We start from the raw sequence: 19,544 nt of genomic DNA on the forward strand, positions 1-19,544 counted from the left end.
GTCAGCTTTGATGCGTGCGCCGTCCTAGTGTTCAGTACGCTCTACGTTGCGCCTGCGCGGCGATTTACGACGGTGCAAAGCACTGGCAGTCGGCGCCGAGGCTGGCGACAATGGCCCGGATATTTTTTGGTCCGCCTGTCATCAAGCTGTCATCGGGTTGGCCTATAACCGTCATATTCGCCCGTTCTGCGGGCCAGGAGTTCGTCCGTGAGTCTCGTTCCGGCCAATCGCTTGTTTCCTGCCACTCGCCTGCGGCGCAATCGTCGCGACGACTTTTCCCGTCGCCTGGTACGCGAGAACGTGCTGACGGTGGACGACCTGATCCTGCCGGTGTTCGTCCTTGATGGCGAGAACCGTCGCGAGGCGGTGCCGTCGATGCCCGGCGTGGAGCGCCTGTCCATCGACCTGCTGCTCAAGGAAGCCGAGGAGCTGGTGGCCCTGGGCATCCCGGCGTTGGCGCTGTTTCCGGTGACGCCGCTGGAGAAGAAGTCGCTCGACGCCGCCGAAGCCTGGAACCCGGACGGCATTGCCCAACGCGCCACCCGCGCGCTGCGTGAGCGCTTCCCGGAGCTGGGGATCATCACCGACGTGGCGCTCGATCCGTTCACCACCCACGGCCAGGACGGCATCCTGGATGCCGACGGCTACGTGCAGAACGACGTGACCGTCGATGCGCTGGTCAAGCAGGCGCTGTCGCATGCCGAGGCGGGGGCCCAGGTCGTCGCGCCGTCGGACATGATGGATGGCCGCATCCAGGCGATCCGCGAGGCGCTGGAAGTCGCCGAGCATCACAACGTGCGCATCATGGCCTACTCGGCGAAGTACGCCAGTGCCTACTACGGCCCGTTCCGCGATGCGGTGGGCTCGGCGGCGAACCTCGGCAAGGGCAGCAAGAACACCTACCAGATGGACCCGGCCAACGGCGACGAGGCGTTGCACGAAGTGGGCGCGGATCTGGCCGAAGGCGCCGACATGGTGATGGTCAAACCGGGGCAGCCGTATCTGGATATCGTCTGGCGGGTCAAGGAGGCGTTCAAGGCGCCGACCTTCGTCTATCAGGTCAGTGGCGAGTACGCGATGCACATGGCAGCGATCCAGAACGGTTGGCTGAGCGAGGCGGTCATTCTTGAGTCTTTGGTCGGCTTCAAGCGTGCCGGGGCCGATGGCATTCTCACCTACTTCGCCAAACAGGCCGCACAACAATTGAAACGGGGCCAGTAGGCCCGCGAGGCATTGCATGACCAATCAAGGACTCAGCGAAACGGAATTGCACACCGCCACCGAAGAGGTTCAGCCGCTGGCCGAGGCGGTGGCTGAGGTCCCCGTGGTCGAGGCGCCGCTGCCATTGCCGGTGCCGGTCACGGTGCCGGTGCCGAACCTCGACGACAGCAGTCTGTATATCCATCGCGAGCTGTCGCAGCTGCAGTTCAACATCCGCGTGCTGGAACAGGCGCTGGACGAGTCCAATCCGTTGCTGGAGCGGCTGAAGTTCCTGCTGATTTTCTCCAGCAATCTGGATGAATTCTTCGAGATCCGCGTCGCCGGCCTGAAGAAGCAGGTTGCCTTCGCCCGCGAGCAGGCCGGTGCTGACGGCCTGCAGCCCCATCAGGCGCTGGCGCGCATCTCCGAGCTGGTGCACGTTCAGGTGGATCGGCAGTACGCGATTCTCAACGAGGTGCTGCTGCCGGCGCTGGCCGAGCATGGCATCCGCTTCATTCGCCGCCGTCACTGGACCACCAAGATCAAGACCTGGGTGCGTCGCTACTTCCGCGACGAAATCGCGCCGATCGTCACGCCGATCGGCCTCGATCCGACGCACCCGTTCCCGCTGCTGGTGAACAAGAGTCTGAACTTCATCGTCGAGCTCGAAGGCATCGATGCGTTCGGCCGCGATTCGGGCCTGGCGATCATCCCGGCGCCGCGTCTGCTGCCGCGGGTGATCCGCGTGCCGGAAGACGTCGGCGGTACGGGTGACAACTTCGTGTTCCTCTCCTCGATGATTCACGCGCATGCCGACGACCTGTTCCACGGCATGCGAGTCAAGGGCTGCTACCAGTTCCGCCTGACCCGCAACGCCGATCTGTCGGTGGATACCGAAGACGTCGAGGATCTCGCTCGGGCGCTGCGCGGCGAGCTGATGTCGCGTCGCTACGGCGATGCGGTGCGGTTGGAGGTGGCTGATACCTGCCCGCAGCACCTGGCCGACTTCCTGCTCAAGCAGTTCAGCCTCGGCGAGAGCGAGTTGTACCGGGTCAACGGCCCGGTGAACCTGACCCGGCTATTCAGCATCACCGGTCTGGACAGCCACCCGGAGCTGCAATACTCGCCGTTCACCCCGACGATTCCCAAGTTGCTGCAGAACAGCGGCAACATTTTCAACGTGGTGCGCAAGCAGGACATTCTGCTGATGCACCCGTTCGAGTCGTTCACGCCGGTGATCGATCTGCTGCGCGAAGCGGCCAAGGATCCGTCGGTGCTGGCCGTGAAGCAGACGCTGTATCGCTCGGGCGCCAACTCCGAGATCGTCGACGCCCTGGTCGAAGCGGCGCGCAACGGCAAGGAGGTCACCGCGGTGATCGAGCTGCGCGCGCGCTTCGATGAGGAGTCCAACCTGCAGCTCGCCAGTCGCCTGCAGCAGGCTGGAGCGGTAGTGATCTACGGTGTGGTGGGCTACAAGACCCACGCCAAGATGATGCTGATCCTGCGCCGCGAAAACGGCGAGCTGTGCCGCTACGCGCACCTGGGAACTGGCAACTACCACGCCGGCAACGCCCGTCTGTATACCGATTACAGCCTGCTGACCTCGGACGATGCGCTTTGCGAGGACGTCTCCAAGCTGTTCAGTCAGCTGATTGGCATGGGCAAGACCATGCGCATGAAGAAACTGCTGCACGCACCGTTCACCCTGAAGAAGGCGCTGCTCGACCTCATCGCGCAGGAAACCCAGCACGCCAGCGAAGGCAAGCCGGCGCACATCATCCTCAAGGTCAACTCGCTGACCGATCCGCGGATGATCAAGGCGTTGTACAAAGCCAGTCAGACCGGCGTGCGCATCGATCTGGTGGTGCGTGGCATGTGCTGTCTGCGGCCGGGTATCGCCGGGGTTTCGCACAACATTCAGGTGCGCTCGATCATCGGCCGCTTCCTCGAGCACAGCCGGGTGTTCTATTTCCACAACGACGGCGACGAGAAGCTCTATCTCTCCAGTGCCGACTGGATGGAGCGCAACCTGGATCGGCGGGTGGAAACCTGCTTCCCGGTCGAAGGCAAGAAGCTGGTCACGCGGGTGAAGAAGGAGCTTGAAGCCTTCCTCACCGACAACACCCAGAGCTGGATTCTGCAGCCCGACGGCAGCTACGTGCGCAACAGTCCGAGCGGCAACCAGAACCCGCGCAACGCGCAGTACGCGATGCTCGAGCGGCTGAGCAACCCTAACTCACGCTAGTGCGAGGGATGCGCGGCGCCAGCCGGCTTGCGCTGGCGCCGTGACCGCTCAGCGGACGCTGAGGGTGAAGCCGATGCGCTTGAGCCATTCGGCTTCGAGGGCGAAATCGGCCTCGGTGAGCGGGTTGTCCTGCAGCCAGCCATCGGCGAATACCACGTCCAGGCTGTCGCCATCGACGCTCAACCGATAGGCCGGCGCCTGCTGCGCGCCGCGGATGTGGTGGAAGAGGATGGCGAAGCGCAGCAGCACGCACAGGCGCGTCAGCTTGACGCCTTCCTCGGACAACTCCTCGAACTTCTGCTTGGGAATGTTGCGGCGATGGCCGCGCACCAGCAGGGCGAGCATCTGCTGGTCCTGGCGCGAGAACCCGGGCAGGTCGGAGTGCTCGATCAGATAGGCGCCGTGCTTGTGGTAGTGATAGTGCGCGATGTCCAGTCCGACCTCATGGATGCGCGCCGCCCAGCCCAGCAGTTCGCGCAGCCATTCGTCGTCCAGCCCCCAGCTCTCGGCCACCTGGTCGAAGGCCTCCAGCGCCTTGGCTTCCACGCGCGCGGCATGTTCGGTGTCGACGTGATAGCGCTCCATGAGAAAGCTCAGGGTCCGGTCGCGCACGTCCTCGCGATGATGGCGGCCGAGCAGGTCATAGAGCACGCCCTCGCGCAACGCGCCTTCGGAGTGGGTCATGCTGTCCAGTTCGAGCGCATCGAAGATCGCTTCGAGGATCGCCAGCCCGGCCGGGAACACGCCACGGCGATCCGGCTTGATGCCGTCCATGTCGATGCGCTCGACGTCGCCGAGCTTGAACAGGCGGCGCTTCAGCCAGCCGATGCCTTCGGCCGTGACCTCTCCATTGCTGTAACCGCCACCCTTGATGGCCTGTCCGACCGCGCGAATCGTGCCCGACGCGCCTATCGATTCCTGCCAGCCCAGCCGGCGCAGCGCGTGCTCGATCCCCATCAGCTCCACGCGCGCGGCGGTATAGGCCTGCGCATAGCGCGCCGGGGTGATCTTGCCGTCGCGGAAGAAACGCTGGGTATAGCTGACACAGCCCATCTGCAGGCTTTCGCGCAGCTGCGATTCGAAATGCTCGCCGATGATGAATTCCGTGCTGCCGCCGCCGATATCGGCCACCAGACGCCGGCCGGCGCGACCGGGGAAGGTATGTGAGACGCCGAGGTAGATCAGGCGCGCCTCCTCCCGGCCGGAGACAACCTCGACTTGGTGGTTGACGATTTCCTCGGCGCGGCGAATGAACTCGGCGCGATTGCGTGCCTCGCGCAGCGCGTTCGTACCGACCACACGCACGGCGCCTTGCGGCAGGTGGTTGACCAGTTGCGCAAAGCGCCGCAGGCAGTCGAGGCCGCGTTGCATGGCGGCTTCGTCGAGCAGACGGCTTTTCTCATCGATGCCCGCAGCTAGCTGCACCTTCTCGCCGAGGCGTTCGAGGATACGCATCTCACCATTGTTGGTACGTGCCAGCACCATGTGGAAACTGTTCGAGCCCAGATCGAGGGCGGCGATCAGGGGATAGGATTCGGGAGCGGTCTTGCGCATGGGCTGGTCTCGATGCAGAACTCCGCCATCGTGACACGATCGACATTCATCCGCCAACGTGAGGCGCTGACGCAGCCGCAGACGCCGGGCGTGCCCGGCGGCCGACTGCGGCTTTCGGTCAGCCGGAAGGCGGGCTATCATGTCGGCCACTTTACGTTCAGACCCTGGAGACTATCCATGAGCGAATACATCAACAATGTCAGCGACAGCAGCTTCGAGCAGGACGTTCTCCAGGCGGATGGTCCCGTGCTGGTCGATTACTGGGCCGAGTGGTGCGGGCCGTGCAAGATGATTGCCCCGGTGCTCGACGAGATCGCCAAGGATTACGAAGGCCGCCTCAAGGTTTGCAAGCTGAACATCGATGAAAACCAGGAAACCCCGCCCAAGTACGGCGTGCGCGGTATCCCGACGCTGATGCTGTTCAAGAACGGCAACGTCGAAGCCACCAAGGTCGGCGCCCTGTCGAAATCGCAGCTGGCGGCGTTCCTCGATAGCAATATCTGAGCCTTCGCGCCACACGCAAAGCCCTCGCATCCGCGGGGGCTTTTTGCATTCCAGGGTGGACGCTACGTTGATGCGGTGCTAAATTCGGCCACGCGATCATTCCTTCGGTCGCCCTCTGCATGCCGTCGCCGACGCACATCAGCCTCTCAAAGCACCACGAACCTGTTCGTCTCCTGCTGCGCGGCTTCTCAAGCTAATCGCTGTCTACATCCTTCCTGATCTCTTTCTATGAATCTGACTGAACTCAAGCAAAAGCCCATCACCGAACTGCTGGAAATGGCCGAACAGATGGGCATCGAAAACATGGCCCGTTCGCGCAAGCAGGACGTGATTTTCTCCCTGCTCAAGAAGCACGCCAAAGGCGGCGAGGAAATCTCCGGTGACGGCGTGCTGGAGATTCTCCAGGACGGCTTCGGCTTCCTGCGCTCCGCGGATTCTTCGTACCTGGCCGGCCCGGACGACATCTACGTCTCGCCCAGCCAGATCCGCCGGTTCAATCTGCGTACCGGCGACACCATCGTCGGCAAGATTCGTCCGCCGAAAGAAGGCGAGCGCTATTTCGCCCTGCTCAAGGTCGACTCGATCAACTACGACCGGCCGGAAAACGCGAAGAACAAGATCCTCTTCGAGAACCTCACACCGCTGTTCCCCAACGAGCGGCTGAAGATGGAGGCTGGCAACGGCTCCACCGAAGACCTCACCGGTCGCGTCATTGATCTGACCGCACCTATCGGCAAGGGCCAGCGCGGCCTGATCGTCGCCCCGCCGAAAGCGGGCAAGACCATCATGCTGCAGAACATTGCCAGCAACATCACCCGCAACAACCCCGACTGCCATCTGATCGTCCTGCTGATCGACGAGCGTCCGGAAGAAGTCACCGAGATGCAGCGCACCGTGCGCGGCGAAGTGGTTGCTTCGACCTTCGACGAGCCGCCGACCCGCCACGTGCAGGTCGCCGAAATGGTGATCGAGAAGGCCAAGCGCCTGGTCGAGCACAAGAAGGACGTGGTCATCCTGCTCGACTCCATCACCCGTCTGGCACGCGCCTACAACACCGTGATCCCGAGCTCCGGCAAGGTACTGACTGGTGGTGTCGATGCCCACGCGCTGGAAAAGCCCAAGCGCTTCTTCGGCGCGGCGCGCAACATCGAGGAGGGCGGCAGCCTGACCATCCTCGCCACCGCGCTGGTGGAAACCGGCTCGAAGATGGACGAAGTGATTTACGAGGAATTCAAGGGCACCGGTAACCTGGAGCTGCAGCTGGATCGCCGCATCGCCGAGAAGCGCGTGTTCCCGGCGATCAACATCAACAAGTCCGGTACCCGTCGCGAAGAGCTGCTGACCAGCGAGGACGAGCTGCAGCGCATGTGGATCCTGCGCAAGCTGCTGCATCCGATGGACGAGATCGCCGCCATCGAGTTCCTGCTCGACAAGCTCAAGGACACCAAGACCAACGACGAATTCTTCATGTCCATGAAGCGCAAGTAAGCATCACGTCGTTGCCAACAAGGCCGGGGAAACCCGGCCTTCGTCTATCTGCAGGTTTTGGAAAATCCGACGCGAGCGCTAAACTTTGCGCCCCGACCTGCCGGCCCATGCGAGGCTCAAGCATGCAGTATCGCGATCTGCGCGACTTTATCAGCGGCCTGGAACAACGCGGTGAACTCAAGCGCGTCACGACGGCCGTGTCTCCCGTTCTGGAAATGACCGAGATCTGCGACCGTACCCTACGCAAACAGGGCCCGGCGCTGCTGTTCGAGAACCCGACCGGTTTCGACATGCCGGTACTCGGCAACCTGTTCGGCACCCCGCAGCGCGTTGCGCTGGGCATGGGCGCCGAGGCGGTGAGTGAGCTGCGCGAGATCGGCAAGCTGCTGGCCTACCTCAAGGAGCCGGAGCCGCCGAAGGGGCTGAAGGACGCCTGGAGCAAGCTGCCGATCTTCAAGAAGGTCATCAGCATGGCGCCCAAGGTGCTGAAGGATGCGCCCTGCCAGGAAGTGGTGCTCGAAGGCGACGACGTCGATCTGGCGAAGATTCCGGTGCAGCACTGCTGGCCGGGCGATGCCGCGCCGCTGATCACCTGGGGGCTGACCATCACCAAAGGCCCGAACAAGGAGCGGCAGAACCTCGGCATCTACCGCCAGCAGGTCATCGGCCGCAACAAGGTGATCATGCGCTGGCTCAGTCATCGTGGCGGCGCGCTGGATTTCCGTGAGTGGTGCGAGAAGTACCCGGACCGCCCGTATCCGGTGGCCGTGGCGCTGGGCGCGGACCCGGCGACCATCCTCGGCGCGGTGACCCCGGTGCCCGATACCCTCTCCGAATACGCCTTCGCCGGCCTGCTGCGCGGCTCGCGCACCGAACTGGTCAAGGCGATCGGCTCGGACCTGCAGGTGCCGGCCTATGCAGAGATCGTCCTCGAGGGGCACATCTATCCCGGCGAAATGGCCGACGAAGGGCCGTACGGCGACCACACCGGCTATTACAACGAGGTCGATCGCTTCCCGGTGTTCACCGTCGAGCGCATCACCCATCGCCTCGACCCGATCTATCACAGCACCTATACCGGCCGTCCGCCGGATGAGCCAGCCGTCCTCGGCGTGGCGCTGAATGAAGTGTTCGTGCCGATCCTGCAGAAGCAGTTCCCGGAAATTGTCGACTTCTACCTGCCGCCGGAAGGTTGCTCCTACCGCATGGCGGTGGTGACCATGAAAAAGCAGTATCCCGGTCATGCCAAGCGGGTGATGCTCGGCGTGTGGAGCTTCCTGCGCCAGTTCATGTACACCAAGTTCGTCATCGTCACCGACGACGACATCAATGCGCGCGACTGGAACGACGTGATCTGGGCGATCACCACGCGTATGGACCCCAAGCGCGACACGGTGCTGATCGACAACACGCCAATCGACTACCTGGACTTCGCCTCGCCGGTTTCCGGTCTGGGCTCGAAGATGGGCCTGGATGCCACTCACAAGTGGCCAGGCGAAACCAGTCGCGAATGGGGTCGCGCCATCGTGCAGGACGAGGCGGTGAAACGCCGGGTCGACGAACTCTGGTCGCAGCTGGGCATCGATTGAAATAACACAGAGGCGGGCTCGAGCCCGCCCGCAGCCTTGGCGGGGCAACCCGCTCATTGAAGAAACGACGTGCACATGAAAGTGACCTTGCAGCCATCCGGGGCCGTTCTCGACGTAGTCCCCGGCGAACGCATTCTCGATGCCGCGCGGCGTCTGGGCTACGAGTGCCCGCAGAGCTGTCGCAACGGCAACTGCCATATCTGCGCTTCGCTGCTGGTCGAGGGGCGCGTGCGCCAGAGTGGCGAAGAACGCGACCACGGCGAGCTGCTCGCCTGCCTGGCCGAACCATTGGAAGACTGCGTGCTGCACTGGGACGGCGTACTGGCGCCCGGCGAGCTGCCGGTGCGCGAGCTGAGTTGCCAGCTGAGCGGTTACGAGGAAGTCGGTGGCGATGTGGTGCGTCTGCTGCTACGTCTGCCGGCTGGCAAGCAACCGCGTTACTACGCCGGGCAGTACCTCCTGCTGCAGCGCGCCGATGGCGAGTGGTCGGCGTTTTCCCTAGCCTCGGCGCCGGGGCGCGGCCGGGAGCTGGAGCTGCACGTGCTGGCGCGCGAGGATTCGGCGATCGAGCTGCTGGCGCATGTACGCTGCCAGGGTTTCGCCCGCGTACAGCTGCCGTTCGGCGATACGCATCTGGCCGAGTTGCCGGACGGCCCGCTGGTGCTGGTCGCCGCCGGTACCGGTATGGCACAGATGCACAGTCTGATCGAATACTGCCGCGCCGCCGGCTTCGCGCATCCGGTGCATCTGTACTGGGGCGTGCGGCGACCGGAAGACTTCTATCGTCTGCCGCACTGGGAAGAGTGGCAGGGCATGGCCAACCTGCACCTGCACCGGGTGGTCAGCGATGTCTGTGGCTGGGAGGGGCGCTGCGGGCTGCTGCACGAGGCGATTCGCGAGGATTTCAGCGACCTTGGCAAGCTGCACGTCTACGCCAGCGGCTCGCCCTCGATGGTCTACGGCACGCTGGACGCGCTGGTAGCGGCTGGCATGGACCCGCATCAGATGCGCGCCGACGTTTTCGCCTACGCACCGCGCGAGACCTGAGCGGCCGCAAAGCAACGCAAGCAGAAAAACGCCGGGTCGAGCCCGGCGTTTTTCGTTTCAGCGAACCTGGCGTTGTTGCAGCAGCAGGTTCTTGTAGCCGCTGGCGGCCAGGGTCTTCTGCGCCGCGCCCAGCTGTTCACGGCTGCTGTACGGCCCGACCAGCACACGATACCAGGGCTCGTCACGCACCTTGACGTTCTCCACGCGCACATCCTGGCCGAGCAGGATGATCTGGGCGCGCACCTTCTCCGCCTCGGCCTGCTGACGGAACGAGCCGGCCTGGAGGAAATACTGCGTTACCGGCGCCTTGGCCACGGTCGGTGGCGGCGGCGGAACCTGGCCGCTGAGGGCGGCCAGGGCGCGCGCTTCGTCGAGCTTGGCCGCTTCGGCCGGCGTCACCGCCTTGCTCGGCGGCGGCTCCGGCTGCTTGGTTTCCGGCGGCAGGATCACTTCCGATTCCGGCAGCAGTGTGTAGAAGTCGTACTTGGGCTTGCTCGGCTGCTCGCTTGCCGCCGTGCTGCGCTTGGGCTGCTCCTTGATCGCGGCTCTGGGGGCTTCCTTGTTGCGTTTCACTTCGTCGCCACCCGGTTCCAGGCTGGCCAGGAAGACGATGAAACCGCCGATCACCAAGCCACAGGCGAGCCAGATCCAGCCGGGGACGGCTTTCTTCGTCGGCGCCTGGTAGCGACTGGCGCCGCGCTTGGGGGCGGCCTTCTTGCGCGCAGCCACTTACATCCGCTCCAGCGGTTCCAGGCCGAGCAGCTCCAGGCCCTGCTTGAGGGTTTTGCCGGTCAGAGCCGCCAGGCGCAGGCGGCTGTCTTTCTGCTCTGGTTGGTCGGCGCCGAGGATCGGGCAATGCTCGTAGAAACTGGAGAACAGCCCGGCCAGATCATAGAGGTAGCTGCACAGTTGGTGCGGTTCGCCCTTGGCGGCAACGTTGTTCAGCACTTCGCCGAACTGCGCGAGGCGGGCGGCCAGCGCCAGCTCCTGCTCGGCTTCCAGCCGGATGTGGCCGGTGATTTCGTCGCTGCCCTTGCCCAGCTTGCGGAACACGCTGGCCACGCGGGTGTAGGCATACAGCAGGTACGGCGCGGTGTTGCCTTCGAAGCTGAGCATCAGCTCGAAGTTGAAGCGGTAGTCGCTGGTGCGGTGCTTGGACAGGTCGGCGTATTTCACCGCGCTGATGCCCACGGCGCGGGCGATCTGGCGCAGCTCACTTTCGTCGAGCTCCGGGTTCTTCTCCTTCACCAGGCTATAGGCGCGTTGCTCGGCTTCATCCAGCAGGTCGATCAGCTTCACCGTGCCGCCGTCGCGGGTCTTGAACGGCCGGCCATCGGCGCCGTTCATGGTGCCGAAGCCCATGTGTTCGAGCTGCATGCCGTCATGCACGAAGCCGGCGCGGCGCGCCACTTCGAAGGCCATCTGGAAATGCAGCGCCTGGCGCTGGTCGACGAAGTACAGCACGCGATCGGCGTGTAGCACCTGGCTGCGATAACGCATGGCGGCGAGGTCGGTGGTGGCGTAGAGGTAGCCACCACCGGCCTTCTGCACGATCACCGGCAGCGGATTGCCCTCGGCGTTCTTGAACTCGTCGAGGAACACGCACTGGGCGCCGTCGTCCTCGGTCAGCAGGCCTTTTGCGCGCAGGGCCTCGACGATGCCCGGCAGCTCGGCGTTATAGGCGCTCTCACCCTTGACGTCGGCCGGACTCAGGCTGACGCCGAGGCGGTCGTAGACAGCCTGGCAGTGGCTCAGTGAGACGTCGTTGAAACGCTGCCACAGGCGCAGGCACTCGGCATCGCCGGCTTGCAGGCGAACCACCAGCTCGCGGGCGCGGTCGGCGAACTCGGCGGATTCGTCGAAGCGTTTCTTTGCCGCACGGTAGAACTGCTCGAGATCGGCCAGCTCGCTTTCGGCGGCCGCCGGCTGCTCCTCCAGGTAGGCCAGCAGCATGCCGAACTGGGTGCCCCAGTCGCCGACATGGTTCTGCCGGATCACGTCGTCGCCGAGGAAGGCCAATACGCGCGCGACGGCGTCGCCGATGATGGTCGAGCGCAGGTGGCCAACGTGCATTTCCTTGGCCAGGTTCGGCGATGACAGATCGATCACCACGCGCTGCGCGGCGCCAACTTTGCGCACCGCCAGCTGCGGATCGGCCAGGGCTGCCTCGAGGCGTTCGGCAAGGGCAGCGGTGTTCTGGAAGAAGTTGAGAAAGCCCGGGCCGGCGATCTCCACCTTGCTGACCTGGGCATCCTGCGGCAGTGCGGCGATCAGCTTCTCGGCCAGTTCACGCGGCTTCAGGCCGGCGGGCTTGGCCAGCATCATCGCGATGTTGCTGGCGAAATCGCCGTGGCTCTTGTCCTTGGTGTTTTCCACCTGGATCGTCGGGCTCAGGCCAGCAGGCAGCACGCCGTCGGCGGTCAGGCGGTCGAGGGCTTGCTGGATCAGGTGGCGAATGCTGTCTTTCATGATCGGCTCGGTCGGGCGGGCTTGCGCGAAAACCCGGCATTATAGAAGCAGCGACAAGCTTCAAGCCACCGGTGGCAAGCCACCGCCGGCGTTCGCCTGCCGCTAGAAAAGATCGATCGAATCGACATCCAGCGACCAGCGCACCGCCCGTCCGCCCGGTAATTGCTCGAGCTGCACCAGCCAGGCGCTCATCAGTCGGTGCAGTGGCGCGCGGCTGTTACCTTGCAGCAACAGCTGGGCGCGGTAGCGTCCGGCGCGGCGTTCCATCGGTGCGGGCACCGGGCCGAGCAGCTCGATGCCGCCGAGCTGCAGTTCGTCCAGCAGGCGCTCGGCCAGACCGCAGGCCTGATCGAGAAATTCTTCTGCCTGGCCCGGACGGTGCGCCTCGGCGCGCAGCAGTGCGAGATGGCTGAACGGCGGCAGGCCGGCCGCGCGCCGCTCGGAGAGCGCCTGCTCGGCGAAAGCGAAATAGCCTTGTTCGGTGAGCTGCACCAGCAGCGGATGATCGGCCAGATGAGTCTGGATGATCACGCGCCCGGGCTCCTCGGCGCGTCCGGCGCGTCCGGCGACCTGGACGATCAGCTGCGCCATGCGTTCGCTGGCGCGGAAGTCGGCGGAGAACAGCCCGCCATCGGCGTCCAGGATCGCCACCAGCGTCACGCGCGGAAAATGGTGACCCTTGGCGAGCATCTGCGTGCCGACCAGCAGGCACGGCTCGCCGCGGTTGATGGTGCCGAACAGCTGCTCCATCGCGCCCTTGCGGGCGGTGCTGTCGCGATCGATGCGCAGCACCGGGTAATCGGGGAAGAGGATGCCGAGCCGCTCCTCGGCGCGTTCGGTGCCAGCGCCCACCGGGCGCAGATCGACCTTGGCGCACTGTGGGCAGTTGCTCGGCGGACGTTCGACGTGCCCGCAGTGGTGGCAGCGCAATTCGTGGTGGCGCTGGTGCAGGGTCATGCGCGCATCGCAGCGCGGGCACTGGCTGAGCCAGCCGCAGTCGTGGCACAGCAGCGTCGGGGCGAAGCCGCGGCGGTTGAGGAACACCAGCACCTGCTGTCCGGCCGCCAGGGTCTGCGCAATGGCCTGCTGCAGCGGGCCGGAGATGCCCGAATCGAGCGGGCGGCTCTTGACGTCCAGTCGCAGGAAGCGCGGTGGCTGGGCGCCACCGGCGCGACGGGTCAGCTTGAGCAGCGCGTAGCGGCCGGCGTGGGCGTTGTGCAGGCTCTCCAGCGACGGCGTGGCTGAGCCGAGCACGATCGGCAGATTCTCCTGGCGGGCGCGCAGCAGGGCGAGGTCGCGGGCGTGGTAGCGCAGGCCTTCCTGCTGTTTATAGGAGGCGTCGTGTTCTTCATCGATGATGATCAGGCCGGGATTCTTCAGTGGCGTGAACAGCGCCGAGCGTGTGCCGATGACGATATCCGCTTCGCCGTCGCGGGCCGCGAGCCAGGCGTCCAGGCGCTCGCGGTCGTTCACGCTGGAATGCAGCAGGGCGATGCGGGCGTTGAAGCGCTGCTCGAAGCGCGCCAGCGTCTGTGGTCCGAGGTTGATTTCCGGAATCAGCACCAGCGCCTGTTTACCGGCGGCAAGCACCTGATGGATCAGCTGCAGGTAGACCTCGGTCTTGCCGCTGCCGGTCACGCCGGCGAGTAGAAATGCCTGGAAGCCGCCAAGTCCGGCGCGTATGGCCTCGAAGGCCGCGCGTTGTTCACTGTTGAGCGCCAGCTCCGATTGCAGCAGCCAGCTGCCGCTGTGGCTGCGTGGCTGGCTGAGGCGCCGGTTCTCGATGCGCAGCAGGCGTTTTTCCAGCAGCAGTTCGAGGCTATCGCGGTTCAGCTGCAGCTTGCCGAGCAGACTATGCGGTACGCCGTGCGGGTGCTGGGCGATGGTCTTGAGTGCTTCGCGCTGGCGTGGCGCGCGTGCCAGGCGTGGATCGTCGGCGCGTGCGCCTTCGGCCAACAGCCAGAAGCGCTCCTGCCGCGCTTCCGCCGGTTCGCCCTGGCGTAGCAGCACCGGCAGTGCCCAGCTGAAGGTGTCGCCGAGGCTGTGCTGGTAATACTGGGCGGCCCACAGGCAGAGCCGGAACAGTGCGGCCGGCAGCAGCGGCTGGCGGTCGAGCAGTTCGAGTGCGGGCTTGAGCTTCGCTTCCGGTACTTCGCTGTGGTCGGCCAGTTCGACCAGCACGCCCACCACCTCGCGCCGGCCGAAGGGCACGCGCAGACGCACGCCCGGTTGCAGCGCGGCGGTCGCGCAGCCTGCCGGCGGCAGATAATCGAACAGGCGGCGCAGCGGCGAGGGCAGGGCCAGGCGAAGGATGGTCGTGGGCACGCGGCAATCCCTGGGGGGCGGGCGCCGATGGTAAACGATCGCCGCGCGCGCCGCTGCTCTGGTGGCGATGGCTCGCGCTTGCATCACCCGGACGCTCTGGTATCATTCGCGCCCTAATTCGTGCGGTACTCGGCATAGGGTCGGGTGGCGGCACATAATTCCAGAGGATTCATCATGAAAGCCGATATCCATCCGAATTACGTCGAAATCGACGCCACCTGCAGCTGCGGCAACGTCATCAAGACTCGCTCCACGCTGGGCAAGAACCTGAACATCGACGTGTGCTCCGAATGCCACCCGTTCTACACCGGCAAGCAGAAGGTACTGGATACCGGCGGCCGTATCGATCGCTTCAAGCAGCGTTTCGGTGTGTTCGGCGCGAAGTAAGCTGGCGTATCGAGAACTTATGCAGTTCTCCGAGTACATGAAAAAGGCGTCCCTGGTGGGCGCCTTTTTCGTTTCCGTCGTTTGCAGCTTGTCGGTGCAGGCATTCTGCCCTGCGCCGGAACGCCTGCCACAGGTCGCGGTAGCGCAGGTCATCGATGGCGATACCCTGCGCCTGACCGATGGCCGCAGCGTCCGACTGATTGGCCTTAACACGCCGGAGCTGGGACGCAAAGGCCGTGTCGCCGAGCCGCTGGCAGATGCGGCGCGCAACCATCTGCAGCAATTGGTGAAGGCCAGTGACGGTCGGCTCGGCCTGCGCATGGGGCGCGAGGCGCGCGATCGCTACGGTCGCGTGCTGGCGCATGCCTACGATGTCCGGGGAAACAATCTGGAGGCAGCATTGCTGGCGCAGGGGCTCGGCTTCTTCGTCGCGGTAGCGCCCAATACCGAACTGGTCGACTGCCATCGCGCCGCCGAGGCGCAGGCGCGCCAACAGCATCGCGGGCTCTGGAAGCGGCCTCCGCTGCGGCAGGCGCGGGAGATTCGCGCCGGCGGCTTCGCTCTGGTCGAGGGGCGCGTCGAGCGCGTCGAGCGCAACCGGGGCGGTCTGTGGATCGAGCTTGACGGGCCGCTGGTGCTGCACGTGCCGCTACGAGATGTCGCAGCCTTCGCTGCGCTGCAGGCGTCGCTGCGAGGTGCCCGAATTGAGGCGCGCGGCTGGGTGGTCGATCGTGGTTCGCGGACGCGACGCGATCAGGCGCGCTGGCTGATGCGGTTGTCGCATCCGGCGGCGCTCGATGTTCGTCTGTAACTAGCTTGGGCAAAACGCCGTTTTGCGTGGCATTTATTCCCTAAAAGTCGCAGGCGTCAGCGCTTGACACTTTCCTCTTGGCTCGCTTGTGACGGCGCGCGCTCTTGGCGTATGCTCGACCGCCTGTCTGTCCCAGTAAAAACAAGCGGAAATGCCAATGACTGACCTGAAAACCGCCGCTCTCGACTACCATTCCCAGCCGCGTCCGGGAAAGCTGAGTGTCGAGCTGACCAAGCCTACCGCCACCGCCCGCGATCTCTCGCTGGCCTACAGTCCAGGTGTTGCCGCTCCCGTACGAGAAATCGCCCGTGATCCGGAGTTGGCCTACCGTTATACCGGCAAGGGCAATCTGGTCGCTGTGATCTCCGACGGTACCGCGATTCTCGGTCTGGGCAACCTCGGCCCGCTGGCCTCCAAACCGGTGATGGAAGGCAAGGGTGTGCTGTTCAAGCGCTTCGCTGGCGTCGATGTGTTCGACATCGAAGTGGACGCCGAAAGCCCGCAGGCCTTCATCGACACCGTCAAGCGCATCTCGATCACCTTCGGTGGCATCAACCTGGAAGACATCAAGGCGCCCGAGTGCTTCGAGATCGAGCGTGCGCTCATCGAGCAGTGCGATATTCCGGTCTTCCATGACGATCAGCACGGCACGGCCATCGTGACCGCCGCCGGCATGCTCAACGCGCTGGAAATCGCTGGCAAGACCATCGAAGAGGCAAAGATTGTCTGCCTCGGCGCCGGCGCTGCCGCGACTTCCTGCATGAAGCTGCTGGTCAGCATCGGCGCGAAGATCGAGAACATCTTCATGGTCGACCGCAAGGGCGTGATTCACGCCGGCCGCGACGATCTCAACCAGTACAAGGCGATCTTCGCCCACGAAACCGACAAGCGCACGCTGGACGACGCGCTGGACGGCGCCGATGTGTTCGTCGGCCTGTCCGGGGCCAATCTGCTGAGCGCCGAGGGCCTCAAGCGCATGGCGGCCGATCCGATCGTTTTCGCCTGCTCCAATCCGGATCCGGAGATCAGTCCGGAGCTGGCGCACGCCACCCGTTCCGACGTGATCATGGCCACCGGTCGTTCGGACTATCCGAACCAGGTCAACAACGTGCTTGGCTTCCCGTTCATCTTCCGCGGCGCGCTGGACGTACGGGCGACCCGCATCAACGAGGAAATGAAGATCGCGGCGGCGCTCGCGCTGCGTGATCTGGCGAAGCTGCCGGTGCCGGCGGAAGTGGCGGCTGCCTATGGCGTGTCCGACCTGCAGTTCGGCCGCGAGTACATCATTCCCAAGCCGATGGACCCGCGCCTGATCACGCTGGTATCGGATGCGGTTGCCAAGGCGGCAATCGACAGCGGCGTGGCGACGCTGCCTTATCCGTCGAACTACCCGCTCAAGTCGGTCAACGACGTATTCAACGGCTGATCCCGGTCTGAATGAAAAAGCCCCGCAGATTCTGCGGGGCTTTTTTGTTTGGGGTCGAAGAGATTCTAGAACAGGTCGATCGGCGCCGCTTCGCTGGCTGGCAGTGGGCTGCCAGGCACTGGAGCGCCGGGTTCGAGTTCGCTCATCGAGGGAGGCGAGTCTTCGCTCTTGAATAGCTCGAAATAGGCATTCGGTGTCGAAGGTGTCGCTGCGCGGCCGCTCTGCGGATCGACCCGCAGAGTCAGCAGCCCGGCTGGCTCGGCTGGCATATGTTCTGGAAGGTCCTTGAGCACGCTTCCCATGTACTTCATCCAGATGGGCAGTGCCACGGTGCCGCCGTACTCGTGCCGGCCGAGGCTCTGTGGCTGATCGAAGCCGGCCCAGACTGTTGTCACCAGATCCGCGTTGTAGCCGGAGAACCAGCTGTCGATCGAGTCGTTGGTGGTGCCGGTCTTGCCGGCGAGGTCGTGGCGGCCGAGCGCCAGCGCACGCCGGCCGGTACCACGGGTGATTACGTCCTGCAACATGCTGGTCATGATGTAGGCGGTGCGTTCGTCGATGATCTGCTCGGCAATGCGCGGGGCCGTGTCTGCCTCCGCGGGTTCGACTTCGCTGGTGCTGACGGTAGCTGCGTTCGGCGCATCAGGAACGCGGGTGGGGTTGGCGGCGAAAATCTGCTGGCCTTCGCGATCCTCGACGCGCTCGATGAGATAGGGCTCGATCTTGTAGCCGCCATTGGCGAACACGGTCCAGCCGGTGGCGATCTCCATCGGCGTGAGTGTCGCGGTGCCGAGCGCCAGCGAAAGGTTGCGTGGCAGATCCTGCGGGCGGAAGCCGAAACGGCTGATATAGTCGATGGTGTAATCGATGCCAATGCTCTGCAGCAAGCGGATCGAAACGAGGTTGCGCGACTTGTATAGCGCCTCGCGCATGCGGATAGGGCCGAGGAAGGTGTTGTTGTCGTTCTTCGGTCGCCAGATGCGATCCATTCCTTCTTCGACGAAGACGATTGGTGAGTCGTTAACGAGCGTGGCGGCGGTGTAGCCGGCATCGAGCGCGGCGCTGTAGACGAAGGGTTTGAAGCTCGATCCCGGTTGGCGTTTGGCCTGGATCGCACGGTTGTATTTGCTTTGGCCGAACGAAAAACCGCCGGCCAGTGCTTCGATGGAGCCGTCGATGGGATCCAGCGATACCAGTGCTGCCTGCGCGACCGGAACCTGACTGAAGCGGGCGCTCTCGCCATCGAGGCGGATGCGAATCAGGTCGCCACGCGCCACGACTTCAGCAGGTCGCTGCGGGCGAGGACCAAGGCTGTTGGTGGCGAGGAACGGGCGGGCCCATTTCATGCTTTCCCAGCTCACCGCGTGTTCGCTGCCGTCGCGCAGCAGTACCTTGATCCCGTCAGCGTCGACCTGGCTGACGATGGCCGGGAGCAGACCGGAAAGTGCGCGATGCTGTGTCAGTTCTTCGAGCCAGGCATCACGCGACTTTTCACCCAGGCGAGCCTCGGGCCCGCGGTAGCCGTGGCGTTGGTCGTATTCGATCAGACCTTCGAACAGTGCCAGATTGGCGGCCTGCTGCCGTTCGCTGCTGACGGTGGTGTAGACACGAAAGCCATCGGTATAGGCTGCGCTGCCGAAGCGGCCGACCATCTCTGCGCGTGCCATTTCGGCGATGTAGGCTGCATCCAGCTCCGGCGCAGCGCCGTGGTAGCGTGCGGTTTCGGGCTCGGCGATGGCTTGCTGGTAGCTGGCCTCATCGATCGAGCCCAATCGATACATGCGGCCCAGAATCCAGTCGCGACGCTCCTTGCTGCGCGCGGGGTTGACCAGTGGATTGAACGCCGAGGGGGCTTTGGGTAGGCCGGCAATCATCGCCTTCTGGGCCAGCGTCAGCTCGCCGATCGACTTGCCGTAATAGACCTGCGCCGCCGCCTCGATACCGTAGGCGCGATGGCCCAGGTAGATCTTGTTCACGTAGAGTTCGAGAATTTCGTTCTTGGTCAGCTCGCGCTCGATCTGCAGGGCCAGCAGGATTTCATTGATCTTGCGGGAAAAGCTGCGCTCGCTGGTCAGGAAAAAGTTCTTGGCGACCTGCATGGTGATGGTGCTGCCGCCGGTCTGAATGTGCCCGCTTTTCAATAATTGCGCGGCAGCGCGCAGCAGGCCGGTGACGTCGACGCCATAATGATTTGCGAAATTGTCGTCTTCGGCGGCCAGTAGGGCCTGGATGAAGTCGCCGGGAATCTCCTCGAAGCGGACAGGAGAACGACGCATTTCGCCGAACTCCGCGATGAGCTTGTTATCGGCGCTGTAGACCCGCAGCGGGATCTGCAGCTGAATGCTGCGTAGCGAATCCACGGACGGCAGGTTCGGACTCAGATAGAGAAAGGCACCGCTGAGGCTGAGCGCAAATGCGCAAAAAAGTGCAAAGCAAGACCAGAAGAGAAACTTCAGAAAGCGCATCGGGGTTCTTGAAATCCGGAATATAGGAGGGCGC

General features: G+C 64.3%; 14 protein-coding genes. 9 read left to right on the plus strand and 5 right to left on the minus strand.

The window, feature by feature from the left end; all coding sequences use genetic code 11:
- Positions 1-207: 207 nt before the first annotated feature.
- Both hemB and ppk1 read left to right on the plus strand, forming a co-directional pair.
- Positions 208-1,221, plus strand: coding sequence for a porphobilinogen synthase (gene hemB / locus AC0ZJQ_RS02185; protein ID WP_008568330.1), 1,014 nt, complete (start codon positions 208-210; stop codon positions 1,219-1,221).
- A gap of 16 nt (positions 1,222-1,237) precedes the next feature.
- On the plus strand, positions 1,238-3,445 hold the full coding sequence (ppk1, locus tag AC0ZJQ_RS02190; RefSeq protein ID WP_476477274.1) for a polyphosphate kinase 1: 2,208 nt from the start codon (positions 1,238-1,240) through the stop codon (positions 3,443-3,445).
- A 48-nt stretch (positions 3,446-3,493) separates the two neighbouring features.
- On the opposite strand, the gene ppx is transcribed toward ppk1, so the two are convergent.
- Positions 3,494-4,999 (minus strand): exopolyphosphatase, encoded by a 1,506-nt coding sequence (gene ppx / locus AC0ZJQ_RS02195; RefSeq protein ID WP_476477275.1) that lies wholly within the window; start codon positions 4,997-4,999, stop codon positions 3,494-3,496.
- 177 nt (positions 5,000-5,176) lie between these two features.
- Here ppx and trxA point away from each other — a divergent pair, with 177 nt between their 5' ends.
- From trxA to AC0ZJQ_RS02215, 4 genes are all read left to right on the plus strand, one after another.
- Complete coding sequence (gene trxA / locus AC0ZJQ_RS02200; RefSeq protein ID WP_003283463.1) at positions 5,177-5,503, plus strand: thioredoxin TrxA; 327 nt, start codon at positions 5,177-5,179, stop codon at positions 5,501-5,503.
- Between the two features lie 228 nt (positions 5,504-5,731).
- Entirely contained in the window at positions 5,732-6,991 is a 1,260-nt protein-coding gene (rho, locus tag AC0ZJQ_RS02205; protein WP_008568325.1) for a transcription termination factor Rho, read from the plus strand.
- A 122-nt stretch (positions 6,992-7,113) separates the two neighbouring features.
- Positions 7,114-8,580 carry a 4-hydroxy-3-polyprenylbenzoate decarboxylase gene (gene ubiD / locus AC0ZJQ_RS02210; protein ID WP_213662528.1) on the plus strand — a complete coding sequence of 489 codons (1,467 nt, stop codon included), beginning with the start codon at positions 7,114-7,116 and terminating at the stop codon, positions 8,578-8,580.
- A gap of 75 nt (positions 8,581-8,655) precedes the next feature.
- Positions 8,656-9,627 (plus strand): CDP-6-deoxy-delta-3,4-glucoseen reductase, encoded by a 972-nt coding sequence (locus AC0ZJQ_RS02215; protein WP_237263915.1) that lies wholly within the window; start codon positions 8,656-8,658, stop codon positions 9,625-9,627.
- A 57-nt stretch (positions 9,628-9,684) separates the two neighbouring features.
- Here the strand turns inward: AC0ZJQ_RS02215 and AC0ZJQ_RS02220 are convergent, their stop codons facing one another.
- The 3 genes from AC0ZJQ_RS02220 to AC0ZJQ_RS02230 all read right to left on the minus strand — a co-directional run bounded on the left by AC0ZJQ_RS02220 (position 9,685) and on the right by AC0ZJQ_RS02230 (position 14,421).
- Positions 9,685-10,356: an SPOR domain-containing protein gene (locus AC0ZJQ_RS02220; RefSeq protein ID WP_237263917.1), complete on the minus strand. Its 672-nt coding sequence runs from the start codon at positions 10,354-10,356 to the stop codon at positions 9,685-9,687.
- Positions 10,357-12,096, minus strand: a complete 1,740-nt coding sequence (gene argS, locus AC0ZJQ_RS02225; RefSeq protein WP_165594791.1) for an arginine--tRNA ligase — start codon at positions 12,094-12,096, stop codon at positions 10,357-10,359.
- 102 nt (positions 12,097-12,198) lie between these two features.
- A complete protein-coding gene (locus AC0ZJQ_RS02230; protein ID WP_476477276.1) occupies positions 12,199-14,421 on the minus strand; it encodes a primosomal protein N' in 2,223 nt (740 codons plus the stop codon).
- Positions 14,422-14,595: 174 nt separating this feature from the next.
- Here AC0ZJQ_RS02230 and rpmE point away from each other — a divergent pair, with 174 nt between their 5' ends.
- From rpmE to AC0ZJQ_RS02245, 3 genes are all read left to right on the plus strand, one after another.
- Complete coding sequence (gene rpmE, locus AC0ZJQ_RS02235; protein WP_008568318.1) at positions 14,596-14,808, plus strand: 50S ribosomal protein L31; 213 nt, start codon at positions 14,596-14,598, stop codon at positions 14,806-14,808.
- Positions 14,809-14,827: 19 nt separating this feature from the next.
- Positions 14,828-15,619: a thermonuclease family protein gene (locus tag AC0ZJQ_RS02240; RefSeq protein WP_314020064.1), complete on the plus strand. Its 792-nt coding sequence runs from the start codon at positions 14,828-14,830 to the stop codon at positions 15,617-15,619.
- A 157-nt stretch (positions 15,620-15,776) separates the two neighbouring features.
- Positions 15,777-17,045 (plus strand): malic enzyme-like NAD(P)-binding protein, encoded by a 1,269-nt coding sequence (locus tag AC0ZJQ_RS02245; RefSeq protein WP_008568316.1) that lies wholly within the window; start codon positions 15,777-15,779, stop codon positions 17,043-17,045.
- A gap of 65 nt (positions 17,046-17,110) precedes the next feature.
- Here AC0ZJQ_RS02245 and AC0ZJQ_RS02250 read toward each other — a convergent pair whose 3' ends face one another.
- Positions 17,111-19,510 carry a penicillin-binding protein 1A gene (locus AC0ZJQ_RS02250; protein WP_314020065.1) on the minus strand — a complete coding sequence of 800 codons (2,400 nt, stop codon included), beginning with the start codon at positions 19,508-19,510 and terminating at the stop codon, positions 17,111-17,113.
- Positions 19,511-19,544: the final 34 nt, after the last annotated feature.

This window comes from Stutzerimonas sp. 21-1 (assembly GCF_056336065.1).

Bases quoted from the DNA above. Each gene is read 5' to 3' on its own strand.
- ppk1 (WP_476477274.1), top strand. From the start codon at position 1,238: ATGACCAATCAAGGACTCAGCGAAACGGAATTGCACACCGCCACCGAA.
- ppx (WP_476477275.1), bottom strand. From the start codon at position 4,999: ATGCGCAAGACCGCTCCCGAATCCTATCCCCTGATCGCCGCCCTCGAT.
- trxA (WP_003283463.1), top strand. From the start codon at position 5,177: ATGAGCGAATACATCAACAATGTCAGCGACAGCAGCTTCGAGCAGGAC.
- rho (WP_008568325.1), top strand. From the start codon at position 5,732: ATGAATCTGACTGAACTCAAGCAAAAGCCCATCACCGAACTGCTGGAA.
- ubiD (WP_213662528.1), top strand. From the start codon at position 7,114: ATGCAGTATCGCGATCTGCGCGACTTTATCAGCGGCCTGGAACAACGC.
- AC0ZJQ_RS02215 (WP_237263915.1), top strand. From the start codon at position 8,656: ATGAAAGTGACCTTGCAGCCATCCGGGGCCGTTCTCGACGTAGTCCCC.
- argS (WP_165594791.1), bottom strand. From the start codon at position 12,096: ATGAAAGACAGCATTCGCCACCTGATCCAGCAAGCCCTCGACCGCCTG.
- rpmE (WP_008568318.1), top strand. From the start codon at position 14,596: ATGAAAGCCGATATCCATCCGAATTACGTCGAAATCGACGCCACCTGC.
- AC0ZJQ_RS02240 (WP_314020064.1), top strand. From the start codon at position 14,828: ATGCAGTTCTCCGAGTACATGAAAAAGGCGTCCCTGGTGGGCGCCTTT.
- AC0ZJQ_RS02245 (WP_008568316.1), top strand. From the start codon at position 15,777: ATGACTGACCTGAAAACCGCCGCTCTCGACTACCATTCCCAGCCGCGT.
- AC0ZJQ_RS02250 (WP_314020065.1), bottom strand. From the start codon at position 19,510: ATGCGCTTTCTGAAGTTTCTCTTCTGGTCTTGCTTTGCACTTTTTTGC.